At 60.9% G+C, this 16,813-nt stretch carries 15 protein-coding genes; 14 read left to right on the top strand and 1 reads right to left on the bottom strand.

Annotated elements, in window-relative coordinates; translation table 11 throughout:
• Positions 1-29: 29 nt before the first annotated feature.
• The 6 genes from LPC22_RS03300 to LPC22_RS03275 all read left to right on the top strand — a co-directional run bounded on the left by LPC22_RS03300 (position 30) and on the right by LPC22_RS03275 (position 6,585).
• Positions 30-398, top strand: coding sequence for an Rv3654c family TadE-like protein (locus LPC22_RS03300; RefSeq protein WP_229132073.1), 369 nt, complete (start codon positions 30-32; stop codon positions 396-398).
• A 71-nt stretch (positions 399-469) separates the two neighbouring features.
• The gene (gene dnaX / locus LPC22_RS03295) at positions 470-3,325 is read left to right on the top strand and encodes a DNA polymerase III subunit gamma/tau (protein WP_229132072.1); all 2,856 of its coding nucleotides are present in this window, start codon (positions 470-472) and stop codon (positions 3,323-3,325) included.
• Positions 3,325-3,927: a recombination mediator RecR gene (gene recR, locus LPC22_RS03290; RefSeq protein WP_015022549.1), complete on the top strand. Its 603-nt coding sequence runs from the start codon at positions 3,325-3,327 to the stop codon at positions 3,925-3,927. Before dnaX ends, recR begins: the two co-directional genes overlap by 1 nt.
• A 158-nt stretch (positions 3,928-4,085) precedes the next feature.
• Positions 4,086-4,892, top strand: a complete 807-nt coding sequence (locus tag LPC22_RS03285; protein ID WP_024626971.1) for an aspartate kinase — start codon at positions 4,086-4,088, stop codon at positions 4,890-4,892.
• 23 nt (positions 4,893-4,915) lie between these two features.
• On the top strand, positions 4,916-5,479 hold the full coding sequence (locus LPC22_RS03280; protein ID WP_029678247.1) for an ACT domain-containing protein: 564 nt from the start codon (positions 4,916-4,918) through the stop codon (positions 5,477-5,479).
• Positions 5,480-5,496: 17 nt separating this feature from the next.
• Complete coding sequence (locus tag LPC22_RS03275; protein WP_229132071.1) at positions 5,497-6,585, top strand: aspartate-semialdehyde dehydrogenase; 1,089 nt, start codon at positions 5,497-5,499, stop codon at positions 6,583-6,585.
• 109 nt (positions 6,586-6,694) lie between these two features.
• Here LPC22_RS03275 and LPC22_RS03270 read toward each other — a convergent pair whose 3' ends face one another.
• Positions 6,695-7,735 (bottom strand): sugar-binding transcriptional regulator, encoded by a 1,041-nt coding sequence (locus LPC22_RS03270; RefSeq protein WP_229132062.1) that lies wholly within the window; start codon positions 7,733-7,735, stop codon positions 6,695-6,697.
• A gap of 246 nt (positions 7,736-7,981) precedes the next feature.
• Between LPC22_RS03270 and LPC22_RS03265 the strand changes: the two genes are divergently transcribed.
• From LPC22_RS03265 to leuA, 8 genes are all read left to right on the top strand, one after another.
• On the top strand, positions 7,982-8,971 hold the full coding sequence (locus LPC22_RS03265; RefSeq protein ID WP_045935859.1) for a phosphotriesterase family protein: 990 nt from the start codon (positions 7,982-7,984) through the stop codon (positions 8,969-8,971).
• A 5-nt stretch (positions 8,972-8,976) separates the two neighbouring features.
• Positions 8,977-9,651 carry a 3-keto-L-gulonate-6-phosphate decarboxylase UlaD gene (locus tag LPC22_RS03260; RefSeq protein WP_024626967.1) on the top strand — a complete coding sequence of 225 codons (675 nt, stop codon included), beginning with the start codon at positions 8,977-8,979 and terminating at the stop codon, positions 9,649-9,651.
• Complete coding sequence (locus LPC22_RS03255) at positions 9,648-10,517, top strand: L-ribulose-5-phosphate 3-epimerase (protein ID WP_229132052.1); 870 nt, start codon at positions 9,648-9,650, stop codon at positions 10,515-10,517. The genes LPC22_RS03260 and LPC22_RS03255 overlap by 4 nt, the downstream gene beginning before the upstream one ends.
• Before the next feature lie 212 nt (positions 10,518-10,729).
• Positions 10,730-11,686 carry a sugar kinase gene (locus LPC22_RS03250; protein WP_229132049.1) on the top strand — a complete coding sequence of 319 codons (957 nt, stop codon included), beginning with the start codon at positions 10,730-10,732 and terminating at the stop codon, positions 11,684-11,686.
• 134 nt (positions 11,687-11,820) lie between these two features.
• Positions 11,821-13,182: an MFS transporter gene (locus LPC22_RS03245; RefSeq protein ID WP_229132047.1), complete on the top strand. Its 1,362-nt coding sequence runs from the start codon at positions 11,821-11,823 to the stop codon at positions 13,180-13,182.
• Between the two features lie 94 nt (positions 13,183-13,276).
• Positions 13,277-13,969, top strand: a complete 693-nt coding sequence (locus tag LPC22_RS03240; protein WP_024626963.1) for an L-ribulose-5-phosphate 4-epimerase — start codon at positions 13,277-13,279, stop codon at positions 13,967-13,969.
• Positions 13,970-14,053: 84 nt separating this feature from the next.
• Positions 14,054-14,674 (top strand): DUF5701 family protein, encoded by a 621-nt coding sequence (locus tag LPC22_RS03235; protein WP_024626962.1) that lies wholly within the window; start codon positions 14,054-14,056, stop codon positions 14,672-14,674.
• Positions 14,675-14,898: 224 nt separating this feature from the next.
• Complete coding sequence (gene leuA, locus LPC22_RS03230) at positions 14,899-16,809, top strand: 2-isopropylmalate synthase (protein ID WP_229132044.1); 1,911 nt, start codon at positions 14,899-14,901, stop codon at positions 16,807-16,809.
• Positions 16,810-16,813 lie beyond the last annotated feature (4 nt).

Genomic DNA, 16,813 nt, shown 5'->3' with positions numbered 1-16,813 from the left:
TCATGTTCGGACATGTCAGGAGGACGCGCGTGAAGCGTACCGGTTCGTGGCTAGGAGGTTCGGATCCCGGCTCTGGTACGGTTTTGGGCATCATGCTGATGGCTCTGGTTGGTCTGGGTCTGGTTCTGGCGGCCCTGCTGGGCAATCTCATGATCTGTCGGACACATGCACGCACCGGTGCCGATGTCTCGGCTCTGGCTGCAGCTTCCGCCCTGGACGAAGGGCAGGCGCAGCCCTGTACTCTGGCCTCCCGGGTCGCCCGTCTCAACCGCGGGGTCCTGACAGACTGCCAGGTGGATGGGAGCGACGTGAAAGTCTCGGTGGGGGTAGACACCGGAGTCTCGATGATGCCGCGTCTGGTCCAGTCTGCCCGGGCAGGGCCTGAGCCCTGTGAATGAGAAAAGGAAGCGTGGTCGGAAGCCTTAGGAAGGAAAGCGAACGTGTCTAAAGAAATGGATAGCCTTAAACCATGGCACTAGCACTCTATCGGCGGTATCGGCCTGACACTTTTGACGGCATCATCGGTCAGAAGCAGGTCACCGTGCCCCTTACCCGAGCTCTGGATGAGAACCGGTTGACCCATGCCTACCTCTTCTCCGGTCCCAGGGGATGTGGAAAGACCAGCAGTGCCAGGATTTTCGCCCGCTGTGTCAACTGTGCCAAGGGACCGACCAGCCATCCCTGCGGCGAATGCGACAGCTGCAGGGATCTGGCCACGGGAGGCCCCGGTTCCATCGACGTGGTGGAGATTGATGCCGCCAGCCATAACGGCGTTGACGATGCAAGGGAGCTCAGGGAGCGGGCAGGCTTTGCCCCTGTGCGTGACCGCTACAAGATCTTCATTTTGGACGAGGCCCATATGGTTACCCAGCAAGGATTCAATGCCCTGTTGAAGATCGTCGAGGAACCGCCGGAACACGTCATGTTCATCTTCGCCACCACAGAGCCGGAGAAGGTGATCGGCACCATCCGCTCCCGCACCCATCATTACCCCTTCCGTCTCGTGCCCCAGGAAGTCATGGGGCCTTATCTAGAGGGCATCTGCAAAAAGGAGGGCATCAAGGCCGAGCCCGGTGTCCTCAAGCTGGCCATGCGGGCTGGAGGCGGATCGGTGCGTGACACCCTTTCTGTGTTGGACCAGCTCATGGTAGGCGCTGACGAGCACACCATCACTTATGATGCGGCTGTAGCTCTGCTGGGGTTCACTCCTGCCGCACTGATCGGCGAAGCTGTGGATACGCTGATCAACCACGATGGTGCCGGTCTCTACGGGGTCATTCAAAAGGTGGTCGTCGGCGGGTTCGAGCCCCAGCGCTTCGTTGAGGATCTGCTGGCCCATGTCCGCGACCTGCTGGTTCTCAAGCTGGCGGGGGAACGGGCTGAAAGCGTGCTTAGCGAAGATGCCGACGACGACCAGGTGGCTGATCTGCGTCGGCAGGCGGATGCTTTGGATCTGCAGGTCCTGACCAGAATGGCCGACATCATCAACGATGCGCTGGCGGGAATGAACGGGGCCACTTCGCCCAGGATGCGCTTGGAGCTGCTGGCCGCCAGGCTGCTGGCAATCGGCTGCGAACCTATGGAGCAAGCAACGGTTGCAGGGGGAACTTCCACCAGTGGCGTGGCCCCGGCACCCGCCCGTAGCGGGTTCATTGGCGCTGACAGGTCTCAGCAGAACGGTCGACCGCCCAAAGCATCACAATCTGTTCGTGCTGACGGTGCTGTTCGCCCTGAACAGTCTGGCGGGGCGGGTTCGTCGTCTGCTGCGACATCCGCCACCTCGGCCGGGTCGCGGAACATGGCAGGTTCCCATTTCGATTCCCCGGCTGAGGGAAAGCAGGAAGGCGAAGGGCAGCCTGATCATTCCGGCTCTGCCCAACCCGTGCGCAAGGAAGTTCCTTCCTCGCCGGCTCAACAGCCTGTGGCGCAGCATGATGCTTCGCGGGGACAGGAAACAGAGGTCCCGACCGGCACAGAGCTGGACAAGCGCTGGGATGCACTGGTGGCTGCCCTGCCGGATGAGGTACGCCAGTATGTGGTGCGGGACCGTGTGCCTACCGTGGCCATGAAAGCAGACCCATCCGGACGCAAGAGACTGTCTATGACCTTCGACCGTCCACTCAGCCAGCATGCTTTCGCCATGGCGGTGGCTGCACAGTCGGTTGATGGGGAGACCAAGGTGCCGCGTATCGTCATGGTTCGCGCTCGCCAGGAGTTCGGACAGTCCACCATGATTGCTCCATCGGGGACGGCTGCCAACGGTGAGACTGTGGAGTCCGTCAACAGGATGTCTCCCCAGCGTCGCGCAGAGGTCAAAAAGGAGGTGGCTCTAGCGCGAGCTGGCTTGGCCACCATGAACCTTGGAGCGGCGGTTATGCCTCATGCGGCCACGGAACAGGGGCATGCCCCTAGGAAGATGACGGCATCTGCTGGTCATGAGGGTGGGGCTGGAGCATCGGCATCGGAGGGGAGGTCCACCTCTGGAGAAGCTGCAGGAGACGGGAACTCCGACGACGCTCACCACCCAGTCGGCGGTCCGGTCCAGTCGTCTCCGGAAGCGTTGCCGTCGGCGGGCTTTGGCTCCACTGCTTCGACGGTATTGCCAGATGATGATCCCTGGGCCCACCCCATGCCAGCGACTCATGCGCCGCAAAAGGTCTGGCAGCCCGGTGAGGGCAGCGACGGATCCGATGGTCAGAAAGACCATGAATCCAAAAAAGTAGCTCTGCCGGACATGAGCGACGACACTGATCCTTGGGCCGTGCCCGATTCCGGGACCAGCGCCGCAGCCTCTGCAGTGTCCTCCGACAGTCAAAGCCATGAAGTTTCTCAGTCGGTTGATTCATCTGGTCAGGGAAGCGCCTCGAGTGCAACCTCGGCTCCGACATTAGGGACTGGAGCGGTTTCCGATGAAGGGGTCATGGCGACTGGCATATCAGCCTCGTCGGATGCGCAGAGCGACGTTCACAGTTCCGAGTCTGCCGGCGGCTTGGGTGGCCCCCAGGCAATGGCAAAGGCTGCTGGAGCTGGGAGCAGGAGAGTGCCGGCAGGCTTCGCTGGTCCGTCCTCCAGTGGTTCCGATCAGGATGGGGCCTCGCCTGCTGCAGTCTCCTCCCAGGCTCCAAGGCCGTCAGTGGATCCCGAGGACGATGTCTATTCCATGGACGATGCCAGGCTCGGGGCGGACAATGCCATGAACCAGGATGAACTGACCAAATTGTTTGACGTAACCAAGGTGGAGGACTTTGCTGCTGACGACCCCCAGAATCCGATCAACGTCCAAAAGCGCCGGCAGGAACAGGCGCAGCGACAGGGAGGTGAATGATGGCTGCTACCTATGATGGAGCCATTCAAGAGCTGATCGATGCCTTTGCTCAACTGCCGGGCATTGGCCCCAAGGGTGCGCAGCGCATCGCCTTCTACATTTTGGGAGCCGATCGGCGTAGCGCTCAGGATTTGGCCGATGCTATCGTCGCCGCCAAGGAGAAGGTTCGGTTTTGCGAGATCTGCGGCAATGTCTGCGAGACCAGCCCGTGCCCTATCTGCCAGGATCCGCGTCGTGACCGCAGCATCATCTGCGTCGTCGAGGAGCCCAAGGATGTCATGAGCATCGAACGTACCGGAGAATATCGGGGCCTTTATCATGTTTTGGGCGGGGCCATCGACCCTATGTCCAACGTTGGGCCTGGCGATCTGCGCATTCCCGAGCTCTTGAAGCGGTTGGGCACGGATCAGGTCAAGGAGGTCATGCTGGCCTTGGATCCCAACATCGAAGGCGAGGCCACCACCACCTACCTCGGAAGGCTGCTGGGCCCTCTGGATCTGCGGGTCACCAGGTTGGCCAGCGGTCTGCCCGTCGGCAGCGATCTGGAATATGCTGATGAGATCACCCTTGGCCGGGCAATATCCGGCCGTCGCGACCTGTAAAGGCCTGCGGTCACTGATTCACGGGTTCCCCGGCTGGCGTCAATGTTTCGCATATTGGTGGAGGGGGTCTGATAGAACGGTGTCGTTCGTATAATCCATGTAATCAACATGTTGCAGATGATGGTCTAGTGGCTTAACCGTCGCGGGATGGAACAGCAGTGGCACTTATCGTTCAGAAGTATGGCGGGTCCTCGGTGGCGGACTCGGACTCCATCAAGCGTGTGGCCAAGCGCATCATTGACACCAAGCGCGCTGGCAATGACATCGCTGTGGTGGTTTCCGCTATGGGGGACACCACTGATGATCTGATTGACCAGGCCATGGATGTGGATTCCAATCCTCCTGCCCGAGAGATGGACATGCTTATGACGGCGGGGGAGCGCATCTCCATGAGCTTGCTGGCCATGAGCATCCATGCGCAAGGCGAGCGCGCCCACTCCTTCACCGGTTCGCAGGCGGGATTCATGACCGATGCCCGCTACGGCGCAGCCCACATCCGCCATGTCCGACCTCAGCGTGTCATGAAGGCCCTGGACCGAGGCGAGGTGGGAATTGTGGCGGGCTTCCAGGGGGTCAACCCCGATGGTGACGCCACCACCCTGGGTCGTGGCGGCTCGGATACCTCGGCTGTGGCCCTAGCTGTGGCACTCAAGGCGGATGTCTGCGAGATCTATACCGATGTGGATGGCGTCTTTACCGCCGATCCGCGCATTGTGCCCACCGCCCGTAGGATCGCCCGCATTTCATACGAGGAGATGCTGGAGATGGCGGCCGGCGGATCCAAGGTGCTGGCCCTGCGCTGCGTGGAGTATGCCCAGCGCTTCCGTATGCCCATCCATGTGCGCAGTTCCTTTTCCCATCGCCCAGGCACGCTGATCATGCCCGACGATGTCGATGCTGACAAGATTCCCAATTTGGAGACCGGCCAGCTGCCGGATCGCCCCGCCGCACGCGCTGACAAGTGACGGGATATGACGGAAGGAAGGACATGACCAACGGCGAATCCATGGGTGACTTGTTCCCGGACCTGAACGGCCCTGAGTCACCCATCATCTCAGGGGTTGCCCACGACCGCAGTGAGACTCAGGTCAGTCTGCGTGCTGTGCCCGACCGACCTGGCGTGGCCGCACGGCTCTTCACCATCCTTGCCGAGGGCGGCATCAACATCGATATGATCGTCCAGGCTGGGGCGGCTACCGGCACCGTGGACATCTCCTTTACGTTGCCGTCCGCTCAGGCTGATCAGGTGGTTCCCATGCTGGATGACTCCCGCGAGCAACTGGGGTTCCGATCAGTGGACATCAATCCCGAGGTGGGCAAGGTGACCTTGGTGGGCGTAGGGATGAAAACCCATTCGGGTATCACCGCCACCTTCTTCCGGGCCTTAAGCGACCGACATATCAATGTGCTCATGATATCGACCTCCGAGATCCGCATCTCCGCCTTGGTGCCCATCCAGGACCTGGACGAGGCGGTACGGGCCATCCATACGGCCTTCCACTTGGATGCGGATCAGGTCGAGGCGGTCGTTTATGGCGGCACGGGTCGCTGAGCGGAGAGGAGAGAGCAATGACGAATAAGGCTGATTTGGCGGGCAACGGACGTCGCGGCATCAATGTAGCCGTTCTGGGTGCCACCGGCCAGGTAGGCATGGTCATGCGCCGCATGCTGGACGAACGGAACTTCCCCGTGGCCGACCTGCGATTCATGGCCTCGTCGCGGTCGGCCGGAGAGCAGCTGCGCTGGCGTGACAGAACCATCACGGTCGAGGACGTGGAGCAGGCCGACCTGAGCGGGATCGATCTGGCCATCTTCTCCGCCGGCGGCTCGACCTCAGGAACCTGGGCTCCTCGCTTCGCTGAGGCCGGGGCCTACGTGGTCGACAACTCCTCCCATTGGCGGATGGATCCCGAGGTCCCCCTGGTGGTGTCTGAGGTCAACCCCGAGGACTTGGATCTTATCCCCCGGCGGATCGTAGCCAATCCCAACTGCACCACCATGGCCTGCATGCCGGTGCTGAGTCCCTTGGCCAAGACATACGGTCTGCGCCGCCTGATCGTCTCCTCCTACCAGGCCGTGTCAGGGGCTGGGCGTGCCGGGGTTCTCCAGCTGCGCGACGAGGCCAAAACCGCCGTGGAGCAGGGCGCTGACCGACTGGTATTCGACGGATCGGCCATCGAGTTTCCCCCGCCCACCAAGGTGGTGCGCACCATTGCCTTCAACGCCGTACCTTTTATAGGCGACTTGGTCGATGACGGCAGCGGGGAGACCGACGAGGAGCAGAAGCTGCGCAATGAGAGCCGCAAGATCCTGCACCTGCCTGATCTGGCCGCCTCCTGCACCTGTGTGAGGGTAGGGGTCTTCACGGCCCACGGCATGAGCATCAATGCCGAGTTCGAGCACGATGTCACCCCTGATCAGGCCCGTGACCTGCTATCCAAGGCCCCCGGAGTAAGTCTGGCGGAAATACCCACTCCTCTGGATGCCGCCGGCAAGGACCCCAGCTTCGTGGGACGCATCCGCCAGGACCAGGCCGTGGAAGGCAAGCGGGGATTGTCCATGTTCGTGGCCAACGACAACCTGCGCAAGGGAGCCGCCCTCAACGCCGTGCAGATCGCCGAGCTGATCGTCCGCAAGCATTTCGCCGACAGGATTTGATTGTGCATCTGGGCTGATTGCTTGGCAGACCTAAAGTATCCCGCCTATCTCCTGGGTATGGGATGATCGGCCCTACCTGGCCCCTCCGCCTGATGGCTTTCATATAGGGTCAGCCCTGTTTGGCCTTTGCTCGGCTCGAAGCTGGTGAGGCTTGTCTGCCTGATCTCCTCTGCTGTTGATCCAGATCAAGTATCCCCTCGGCCGTGTCGCGGTCGGTGGCCAGTGCCGAGATAAGACCGGCCCGCAGACAGGCGAGGATGCTGGCAACTTTTTGCGGTCCCCAGGCCACACCTATGACCAGGGGGATTCGCTTCAGACGTTCGAATTCAATCGATATAGTGCGTTCGCACAGGCTGGTTCGGATGTGGCGACCCTGGGCATCGATGTGGTGTCCGCAGATGTGTCCCACGGCCTTGAGCTCGGTCACCTCCTTGACGAAAGCCGCATTCTCGTAGTCCTTGAAAATGTGCCCTGATCTTCCCTCCTTGACCGACCCGACTCCTACCACCGCAACTTCGGCATGTCCGCCCAGGGACAGGGTGTCGGCGATCTGGCGTTCTTTGCGCATGGCTTCAGCCACAGGGGTTGAAGACAGGATCATGGGCACTGGCAGCGTCGAGTAGCTGCCGCCCAATCGTTGGGCCAGCATGCGGCATATCTCCGGTGAATCCGTCATGGGATTGGTCGGCGAGAGGGAGCCGATCATCTGCACGACCTTGGACTTTGCCCAGTTTTGCAGGGGAACTTCACGAACCGTGTAGGCGACCGCGTTGCCATTGGAGACGGTTATCAAAGAGTCGGGCCTGGTCTGTTCAACCAGGAGAGCCGCCGCGCTTCGGGGTACGACATCATACCCGGTGCATCCTTGCGGTGGCTCCGAGACCCGAGCACAACGGAGGTTGAATTGTCGGATCAGCCTGGACTCCAGGTCTTCAAGCCGTTCCAGTGGATTCTCAATGGAGATCTTTACCAGTCCTCGCTCTTGCGCCTCCTTTAGCATCCGGGAGACGGAGGGACGGGAATAGCCTGTCTCTGTGGCGATCTGGGACTGCAGCATGTGGTCCTGGTAGTACATGCGGGCTACGCGAAGAAGCAGCTGGACCCGCTTGCGGGCATCCGAACTGGTCATCATCTGTAAATCGCTGAACATATGTACATTTTATCAGAATCAATGAAAAACTGCTTATCTGCTCTTGAAGGTCGAAAAACGGTTGTTTCCAAAGGTGAAAATGCAATCTATATGTGTTTAAACCCGTAGTTCAAGTACATATGTTCATTAATATCCTTGTTGTTTGTTGACTGCTCACATAGTCTGTCTCCTGTCAAAGGCACTGGAAGAAAGAGCCTGAAGACCAGTGCCGCGAAGTCGCAGAGCACAAACAACAAAGGAGTTCACATGGCATTCGCACGAACCATTCTGGGTGATGTCGATCCGAGCACGCTCGGCGTAGTCAACAGCCACGACCATCTGATCCGGGTGGGAGCCGGTGAGGTCTACCTGGACAAGGACCATCAACTGGATTCAGTCGAGAAGGCAGAGACCGAGGCCGGCTATTTCGCCAAGGCCTCGCTGAACTGGAGCAAGCAGGGCGGCACCGTGGTGGATATGTGCCCCATCAACTGCGGCCGTGACATCGAGAAGCTGGCCGAGGTGGCCCGCTCGGTGGAGAACCTGCAGATTATAGGCGCCACCGGCTTCCACCGTGAGCATGTCTACCTGGAGACCCAGTCCCACTGGATCAACCGCTACAGCGTGGATCAGATCGCCGACCTGGTCATCGCCGATATCCGTGAGGGCATCGACCGCAACGACTACACCGGTCCCCTGGTGGATCGCAGCCCTTATAAGGCAGGTGTCATCAAGATCGGCACTGCTTACGGCGAGATCACGCCATTCGAGCATAAGTGCATGGAGGCTGCTGCCAAGGCGGCCATCGAAACAGGCGCGCCCATCAACACGCACACCACCTATGGAACCTGTGGCCTGGAACAGGCCCAGACCCTGATCGGACTGGGGGTCCCCGCGGACCAGATCGCCATCGGTCACATTCAGCGCAATGCTGATGTCTACTACCTGGAGGAGATCCTGGATCTGGGCGTCTATCTGGAGATCGACGGCACCAACAGGATCAAGTACCAGCCCGATTCCAACAGGATGATGGAGCTCAAGGCTTTCAAGAAAGACGGCTATGAGGACCGGATCCTTCTGGGCACGGACTCCGGCAAGCGCTCCTACCAAAAGGTCTACGGCTCTGTGAGCGGTGTGGACTATAACCCGGCAGTGGACGGCCCCCGCATGATCGCCGAAGGCTTTGATCCCGACTACGTGGACAAGCTGCTCATTCGTAACGCCCACAACTTCTTCTCCTTCCGTAAGGAGGCCTGAGCGCAATGGCAGCAGACAAGACCCTGGAACGCCCCCAGCTCCAGATCGCTCTGGACACCTTTGATATGCCCTCGGCCCTGAGGCCTCTGAATGCGGCCGTCAGCCAGGTGGATGTCATTGAGTGCGGAACCGTCCTGATCATCGCCGAAGGGCTGAGGGCTGTGCGCGAGATCCGTGCCCTCTACCCCAATAAGACCATCCTGGCTGATGTCAGGATCGCCGAGGCTGGTGCGGTCATCTCCCGCGCCTGCTTCGAGGCGGGTGCCAGCTGGGTCTCGGTGGTCGCCGGGGCCAGCATGACCACGGTCGAACAGGTGGTGAAGGTGGCCCAGGAGTTCGGTGGCGAGGTCCAGATTGAGCTGGGCGAAACCTACGATCCCGAACAGGCGCGCGAATGGCGGCGACTTGGAGCCACCCAGGTCATCGTCCACCGTTCTCGCGACGCTGAAGCGGCCGGAAAGCTGACCTGGGGGGAGGACGACAAGGATCGCATCCGCCAGCTGCATCAGATGGGCTTCAAGGTCACTGTGACCGGCGGGGTCACGGCCAAGGACCTGCCCTTCTTCCAAGGGGTTCCCGTCGGAGTGGTGATTTCGGGTCGAGGCATTGTCAAGGCTGACGACCCCCTGGCCGCTGCGACCGAGCTGCGGGAGACCATAGGCAGGGTGTGGCCGCAATGAGTGGCAGTGTAACCCTGGGCATCTATGAGAAGGCCCTGAAGTCCCCCGCCGAGCCGGATGATTGGGATGCCTTCATGTCCCAGGTGGCGGCCGATGGGTTCACCTTCATGGACCTGTCCATTGACGAAAGCGACAAGCGGATGGCTCGCTTGGACTGGACGGCTGCCCAGGCTTCCGCCTTCCGTCAGGCCGCTGACCGCCAGGGCGTCCAGGTCGGAGGGATCTGCCTGAGCTGTCACCGCAAGGTGGGCCCCGGATCGGCCGATCCGGCTGTCCGCCGTCAGGCCTATGAGATCTTCCTCAAGGCGATCGATCTGGCTCATGAGGCGGGCATTCCCCTGATCCAGGTAGCCGGTTACTACGCCTACTACGAGGATCCCGATCCTGACCAGCGCGCCAGGTATGTGGAGGTTCTGGCCAGGGCGGCTGAGTATGCGGCCCAGGCCGGCGTCATGCTGGGTATAGAGAATGTGGACGGCAATGACATCACCTCCATCACCAAGGGTCTGTCCATCTGCGATCAGGTCGGGTCATCCTGGTTGAGCATGTACCCGGATATCGGCAACCTTTATGAGCAGGAGCTGGATGCCGTGGCTGAGCTCAGGGCTGGAGCCGGCAGAATGCTGGCCATCCACGTCAAGGATGTGCTACCAGGGCAGCCGCGTCGCATCACCATGGGCCAGGGCTGTGCCGACTTTCCTGTGGCTTTCGCCGAGCTGGCCCGGCAGTCCTGGTCGGGGCGGATCATGCTGGAGATGTGGAACGATGATTCGGACCAGGCCGATCAGATCGTCATGAATGCTAGGAAGAAAGTGGAAACCTGGTTGCGAGGGGCCGACATAGAGGTGCTTGACCCCAAAGGCTGAGGCAAAGGTCGCAGCCGTTACGGTTGCGACCCGAGGGTGGTTGTGCCGATCCTCCACCCCCTTGGCATCGGCAGGGAGGCAATGATGCCAGCGGTCACCCTTGATGGGTCGACCCGATCGGTGCGAGTTTGAATGTGACAGGTCGTAATACGGACTGAAGCGGACGTCGTGGTCCATTCTGGAAAAGCGACCGTGTAGACAAGGAGCAAGTGATGGCAGAACATGCATATGACCTTTCGACCATAGGAGAGGGGCAGATCAGGCTCACGGTCAGGAGGGGGGAGCGGCTGATGAACGCCCGGTCGGTCCTGATGAATCCCGCCTGTTCCGAGGCCAACGTGGCTGGAGTCCTGGCTCAGCTTCAGCGCAGGACCCTGTGGACCTCCTCACTGCCGGAGGGGGACTTGGGTGAATACGTCCTGAGCGAGTACAGGTCCGTGGGCGTCGATCTGAGCACCATGGTTCGCAAGCCGGCCAGCCGAATCGCCCTCTACTTCATGGAGCCGGGCGAACCCCCCATGCCGGCCAACGTCATCTACGACCGCGAGTACACCCCCTTCAGGTCGACGGGGATTGAGGATTACGACTGGGACCGGATGCTGGACACCCGCCTGCTCTTCCTGACCGGGATTACGGCGGCCCTGACCGATACCACGGCCCAGGTGGTGACCTATGCGGCCGAGCAGGCGGAGAAGCGCGGCATTGACATCGCCCTTGACGTGAACTTCCGCAGCAAGCTCTGGTCCGGTGACCAGGCCAGAAAGGTTCTGGAGCCCATCGCTCATAAGGCCCGCATTCTCTTCTGCTCCATCAAGGACGCCAAAAGCGTCTTCGGAATCGAAGGGACCGGCGAGGAGGTCTGCGAGCAGCTCTACCAGCGCTTCGGCAATGAGTACATTGTTTCCACCAATCACCTGGACGGTCCTTACCTGAGGACCTCCAAGGGAATCAAGAAGTACGTCACCACTACGGTTCCGGTGGTGGATCGTCCCGGCGCCGGGGATTCCTTCGTGGCTGCCACCCTCCATGGCTTCCTCTCCGATGATGTGGAGTGCGGTGTCAGGTGGGGACAGCGGGCCGCCGAGTACGCCCTGACACATATGGGCGATCTGACCCGTATCCGCGCCCAGGAACTGGATATTCCGCTGGGCGGGGATATCAATCGTTGACCCTTCCTTCACGATTCAGGCTCGCCGCAGTATTCTCCAAGGACGGAGAAGGCAACCTGGATCCTTCGGTCAGACCCCTACCGTGGGTCGGGCCGCCATCATCATGATCATCCGAGAAAGAAAAGCAACCCATTATGAGTGATACACATGTCACACAGGCTGGGGAGACACTGACCGCATACGAGCAGATAGACTCCCGTCCCCTGACCGGACATCAGAAAAGCATCATCGGCCTGGCCATAGCCGGCAACATATCCGAATTCTTCGATATGTTCCTGATCGGCTTCGTGGTCTCCCTCTTGACTTCGGCCTGGCACCTGACCGGGGTCTCCGCTGGAATCATCCTGGCCTGCTCCGGGCTGGGCACGGTCATCGGCTCCATTCTCTGGGGGCGTTTGGCCGATCGCTTCGGCCGCAAGCATGCCTTCCAGTGGTGTGTTCTCTGCTTCGTGGTCTTCACGGCCCTGTCGGTCTTCCTGCCTGACGGTGCCTGGATCCTGCTGGCCATCCTGCGCATCGGTGTGGGCATCGGCGTAGGCGGCCTTAACATCATCTCCATCCCCTATGTCCAGGAGTTCGTCCCGGCCAAGCAGCGTGGCATGCTCTCCGGCCTGGCCTCGGTCTTCATTCCTCTGGGTCTGCTCCTGGGGTCCGTCTCACAGAGCCTGATTGGCGACAATTGGCGCGTGCTGGTGGCCTTGGGCGTTATCCCCGTCCTTCTTCTGTTCTGGTTGGCGACGGTGCCGGAGTCCCCTCGTTTCTATCAGAGCGTGGGACGTGACAATGATGCCCGCAAGGCCTTGGCATGGGCTCTTGAGCTTCCCGTGGACCAGGTCGGTGCCCTGCCCAAGGTTGAGCAGGAACAGAAGGCCAGCTATCGCCTGCTTCTGTCCAAGCATCTAAAGCCGCTGGTCATCATTTCGGTTGGCTCTTTCTGCTTCATTCTGGGCTCCTTCGCCATCCAATCCTGGGGTCAGACGCTGATGAAGGATGCCTTCGGCTTCTCGACACAAATGGTGGCCTACCTGTTCATGGGCGTCTCCGTGGCCGACTGCATCGGCAGATTCGGCTCTGCCTGGCTGGCTGACATCATAGGTCGGCGTTGGACCATGTTCTCCTTCGGTATCATCGGGGCGCTGGGATGCTTCTACGCGGCCTTCTTCCACAATTCCGGCTGGCAGTTCTACATCGCCGTCCTGGTCATCATGACCTTCGCCGACGGTGTCTTCGGCATTCTCAACGCTTTCGGCGGCGAGCAGTTCCCCAACGATGTTCGTTCCACCGGACTGGGGCTGGGATACGGCATCGGCGCCACAGCCAAGATCGTAGGCCCTATATTCATGGGGCTCCTGGTGGGCGGAGACTACGTCTCCCAGCACATCAACATCGGCGTTGTCACCACGGCATTCACCTTCTTCGGTGTCTGCCTGGTCATCGGCGCTGTTATATATCTCTTTGCCCAGGAGACCAAGGGCAAGGATCTGGAAAGCCTGTGAGGATGCGCAGCAGGGTCTGTGCACGCAGGTAAGCAAACCGGGCCGGCTTTTCGCAGGAAGGGTCGGCCCCATATTGGGAATGGTGGTGGTTCGTATGACGTCCTTGGCTGATTTTCCTGATGAGGTACGTGTCGAAGTGGGGTTGGTTCGTGAGCATGTTGCCGCCCTGCATGAGCAGTTGATCAAGTGGGGGCTGGTGGTGTGGACGGCTGGGAATGTCTCGCAGCGTCTGCATTCGGCCGACTTGCTGGTGATCAAACCATCCGGTGTGCGCTACGAGCAGTTGACGCCGGAATCAATGGTGGTCACGGATCTGGAGGGACATGTGGTGGACGGATCTGCCGCCCCCTCCTCGGATGTGTTTTCGCACGCCTACATCTACCGGCACATGCCTGAAGTATTTGGCGTGGTGCATACGCATTCGACCTTTGCTACGGCCTTTGCTGCAGTGGGCCGGTCAATTCCATGCGTACTGACGATGATGGGTGACGAGTTCGGCGGCCCAGTGCCGGTGGGGCCCTTTGCCTTGATTGGTTCGGACCAGATAGGTCGTGGAGTGGTCGAAACCCTGGCGGAACATCCGGGCTGCCCTGCGGTGCTGATGCGTAATCACGGCCCCTTCACGGTCGGCGCTGATGCTGAGGCTGCAGTAAAGGCGGCGGCGATGACGGAGGAGGTGGCGCGTACGGTGTGGGCTGCTGAGCAAATCGGTACGCCTGTGCCACTGTCCGACGAGGATGTGGCCAGTCTGAACGACCGCTACCAACACGTGTACGGCCAGCACTAAATCGGAATACGATACCTCGCCCTGGCAGGTGAGTGTCGAGAGTGTAGGTGCTCGCGGGGGCAGATTCGAATTAGACTGGAGGCCATGACCAGATCTTCCCAAGAAGTGCAGCGGCAACTGGATCGGATCGTGGCCTTGGGCTATCCGGATGTGGCGGACATCAGCGCCGCCGCCTTCAGAGCCTTGGCCCAGCCCCTGATCTCCGCGCTGGAGTCCACCGAGCTGGGCGAGCAGATCCTGCTTATCCCCACCAGGGAGCTGGTCTCGCCTGAGTCGCTGATCGCTCGGACCAGCATCAATCGCATGGCTGGCTTCACCACCATGCCGCCGCGCGACATCGCCAGCTTCCTGCCTCAGAACGGGTTCGAGCCGCCCGAGGGGCCCTTTTACATCGTTCTGGAACCGCATACCGGCACCTGCTACACCAACCGCGAACCCGATGTGGCCCGCAAGCTGATCGATTCCGATGACCGCCTTCCTCTGACCTTGGAGGAGGGGTTGGCCATCGCCACCCAGCATCCCGACTGGCTGGCGGTCAAGAATGGCTTCAACCTGCTGGGTTCCCACAGTGCCGATGGACGTGTGCCTAGCATCTGGATGAGCCAGAACGCTCCCCGTCTGGGTTCGGTCTGGCCCAACTCGCGCCACACCTGGCTGGGCAACGCCTACTGCGAGGGTCGTCGCGGCGTCTCCCTTTTCCAGTGAGCACTCTGTCAGTGCTTGCAGCGTGTGGCGTTTGCATCCTTGGCAATCCAGCGGATTATGCCAGGTTCTATGCGCTCGCCTCCCACTGCGTCGTAATGCGGACCCGGACCGCATGTCCTGGCTCTTCTCCGGTAAGATAATGGCACCCCCGGTGCGGCTTCGGCATGTCCGAACCCATGGCCGGGCGACATTGTGGTTTCCGACGAACGAAAGAAGGAGGAGAGATGGATCAGGATCGTGCATCCGTGTTTGATCTTGCGGCCCAGGCCGCGGCGTCCAATGGAGGGAACAACGACCTGCTGCTGCCTCCCCCCAGGTTTGTGGGTTCGCCACAGAAGCCCAGTGCCATGCCCTACACCAAGTATGTGGCCTACAACAAGCAGGTCCCCTTTGACTATCCGCAGCGCACCTGGCCGGGCAAGACTCTGAAGCGGGCTCCCCGTTGGTGTTCGGTGGATCTTCGCGACGGCAACCAGGCCCTGGTTGACCCCATGGATTCCGAGCGGAAGCTGAGATTCTGGAATCTGTTGATCTCCATGGGCTTCAAGGAGATCGAGGTGGGTTTCCCCTCGGCCTCCGAAACCGACTATGACTTCATCCGCCTCCTGATAGAGCGCGAGTTGATTCCTGACGACGTGACCATCGTGGTCCTGACCCAGGCCCGCGAGCACCTGATTCGCCGTACCTATGAGGCCCTGCGTGGAGCCAAGAGGGCTGTGGTCCACTTCTACAACTCGGTCTCGGTCCTGCAGCGGGAGGTCGTCTTCCACAAGGACAAGGCCGGGATCAAGAAGCTGGCCACCGACGCAGCCGAGCTCTGCCGCTCCCTGGAGGCTGATGCCAAGGGCACCGATCTCTACTACGAATACTCGCCCGAGTCCTTCTCCGGTGCCGAGCCTGAGTATTCCCTGGAGGTCTGCAACGCGGTCATCGACGTGATCCGACCTACGCCGGAGCACCCCATGATCATCAACCTGCCCAACACGGTGGAGATGACCACCCCCAACGTCTTCGCTGACGAGGTGGAGTACATATCCACCAACCTCAAGGACCGGGATGCGGTGGTGCTCTCCCTGCATCCTCACAACGACGAGGGCATGGCCGTAGCCGCGACCGAGCTCAGCCTGCTGGCTGGGGCCGACCGGGTGGAGGGTTGCCTGCTGGGCAATGGCGAACGCACCGGCAACGTCGACATTTGCACGGTGGGGCTGAACCTGCTGGTCCAGGGGATCGACCCCCAGCTGGACTTCTCCGACATGCCCGGCATCCGTCGGACGGTGGAGTACTGCAATCAGATCGCCGTCTCCGAGCGGCACCCCTATGTGGGCAACTTCGTCTTCACAGCCTTCTCCGGCTCCCATCAGGATGCCATCAAGAAGGGGCTGGATGCCCGGCAGCAGGCGGCTCTGCGGGCCAACGCCAACCCCGACGACTTCCTCTGGCTGGTGCCCTACCTGCCCATCGATCCCAAGGATGTGGGCGGCAACTACGAGGCCATCATCCGGGTCAACTCCCAGTCTGGCAAGGGCGGCATGGCCTACCTGCTCAAGGCTAACCACCATCTGGATCTGCCCAAGCGCCTCCAAGTGGAGTTCGAACGGCTGGTTCAGAGCTATGCCGACAGCACCAAGCGCGAGGTCAAGGATGCCGACATCTGGCGGCTCTTCAAGGACGAGTACCTGCCCGTGGAAGCCGGTGGGAGCGTGGTCGGTGGCGAGTCTATGGCCGACCAGCGCGACGAGACCCTGCGCCAGTGGGGACGCTTCAAGCTGCTGAACGTGGCGGTCACCTCCGGCGAGGACGGCTCCGACACCGTCCTGGATGCCACCCTGCTGGATCGGGGGCTTGCCCCGGGCGATCCTGAGGAGCGCCGTCGTGTTCAGGGACATGGGAACGGCCCTATTGCGGCCTTCCTGGATGCACTCAAGTCCCTGGATCAGACCGTTTCGGTTCTGGATTACGTCGAGCATGCCATGACCGCCGGCACTGATGCCCTGGCGGCTTCCTACGTGGAATGCCAGGTAGGCGAACCAGCCAGGTCCCGGGTGATCTGGGGCGTTGGTATCGATTCGTCCATCTCCACCAGCTCCCTCAAGGCCATCATCTCGGCCCTCAACCGCTTCCAGCGCGGTTAGAGGT

The organism is Bifidobacterium mizhiense (genome assembly GCF_020884755.1).
Lineage (GTDB): Bacteria > Actinomycetota > Actinomycetes > Actinomycetales > Bifidobacteriaceae > Bombiscardovia > Bombiscardovia mizhiensis.
The sequence above is the reverse complement of the archived record's forward strand: the minus strand, read 5'-3'. Positions and strand labels throughout refer to the sequence as shown.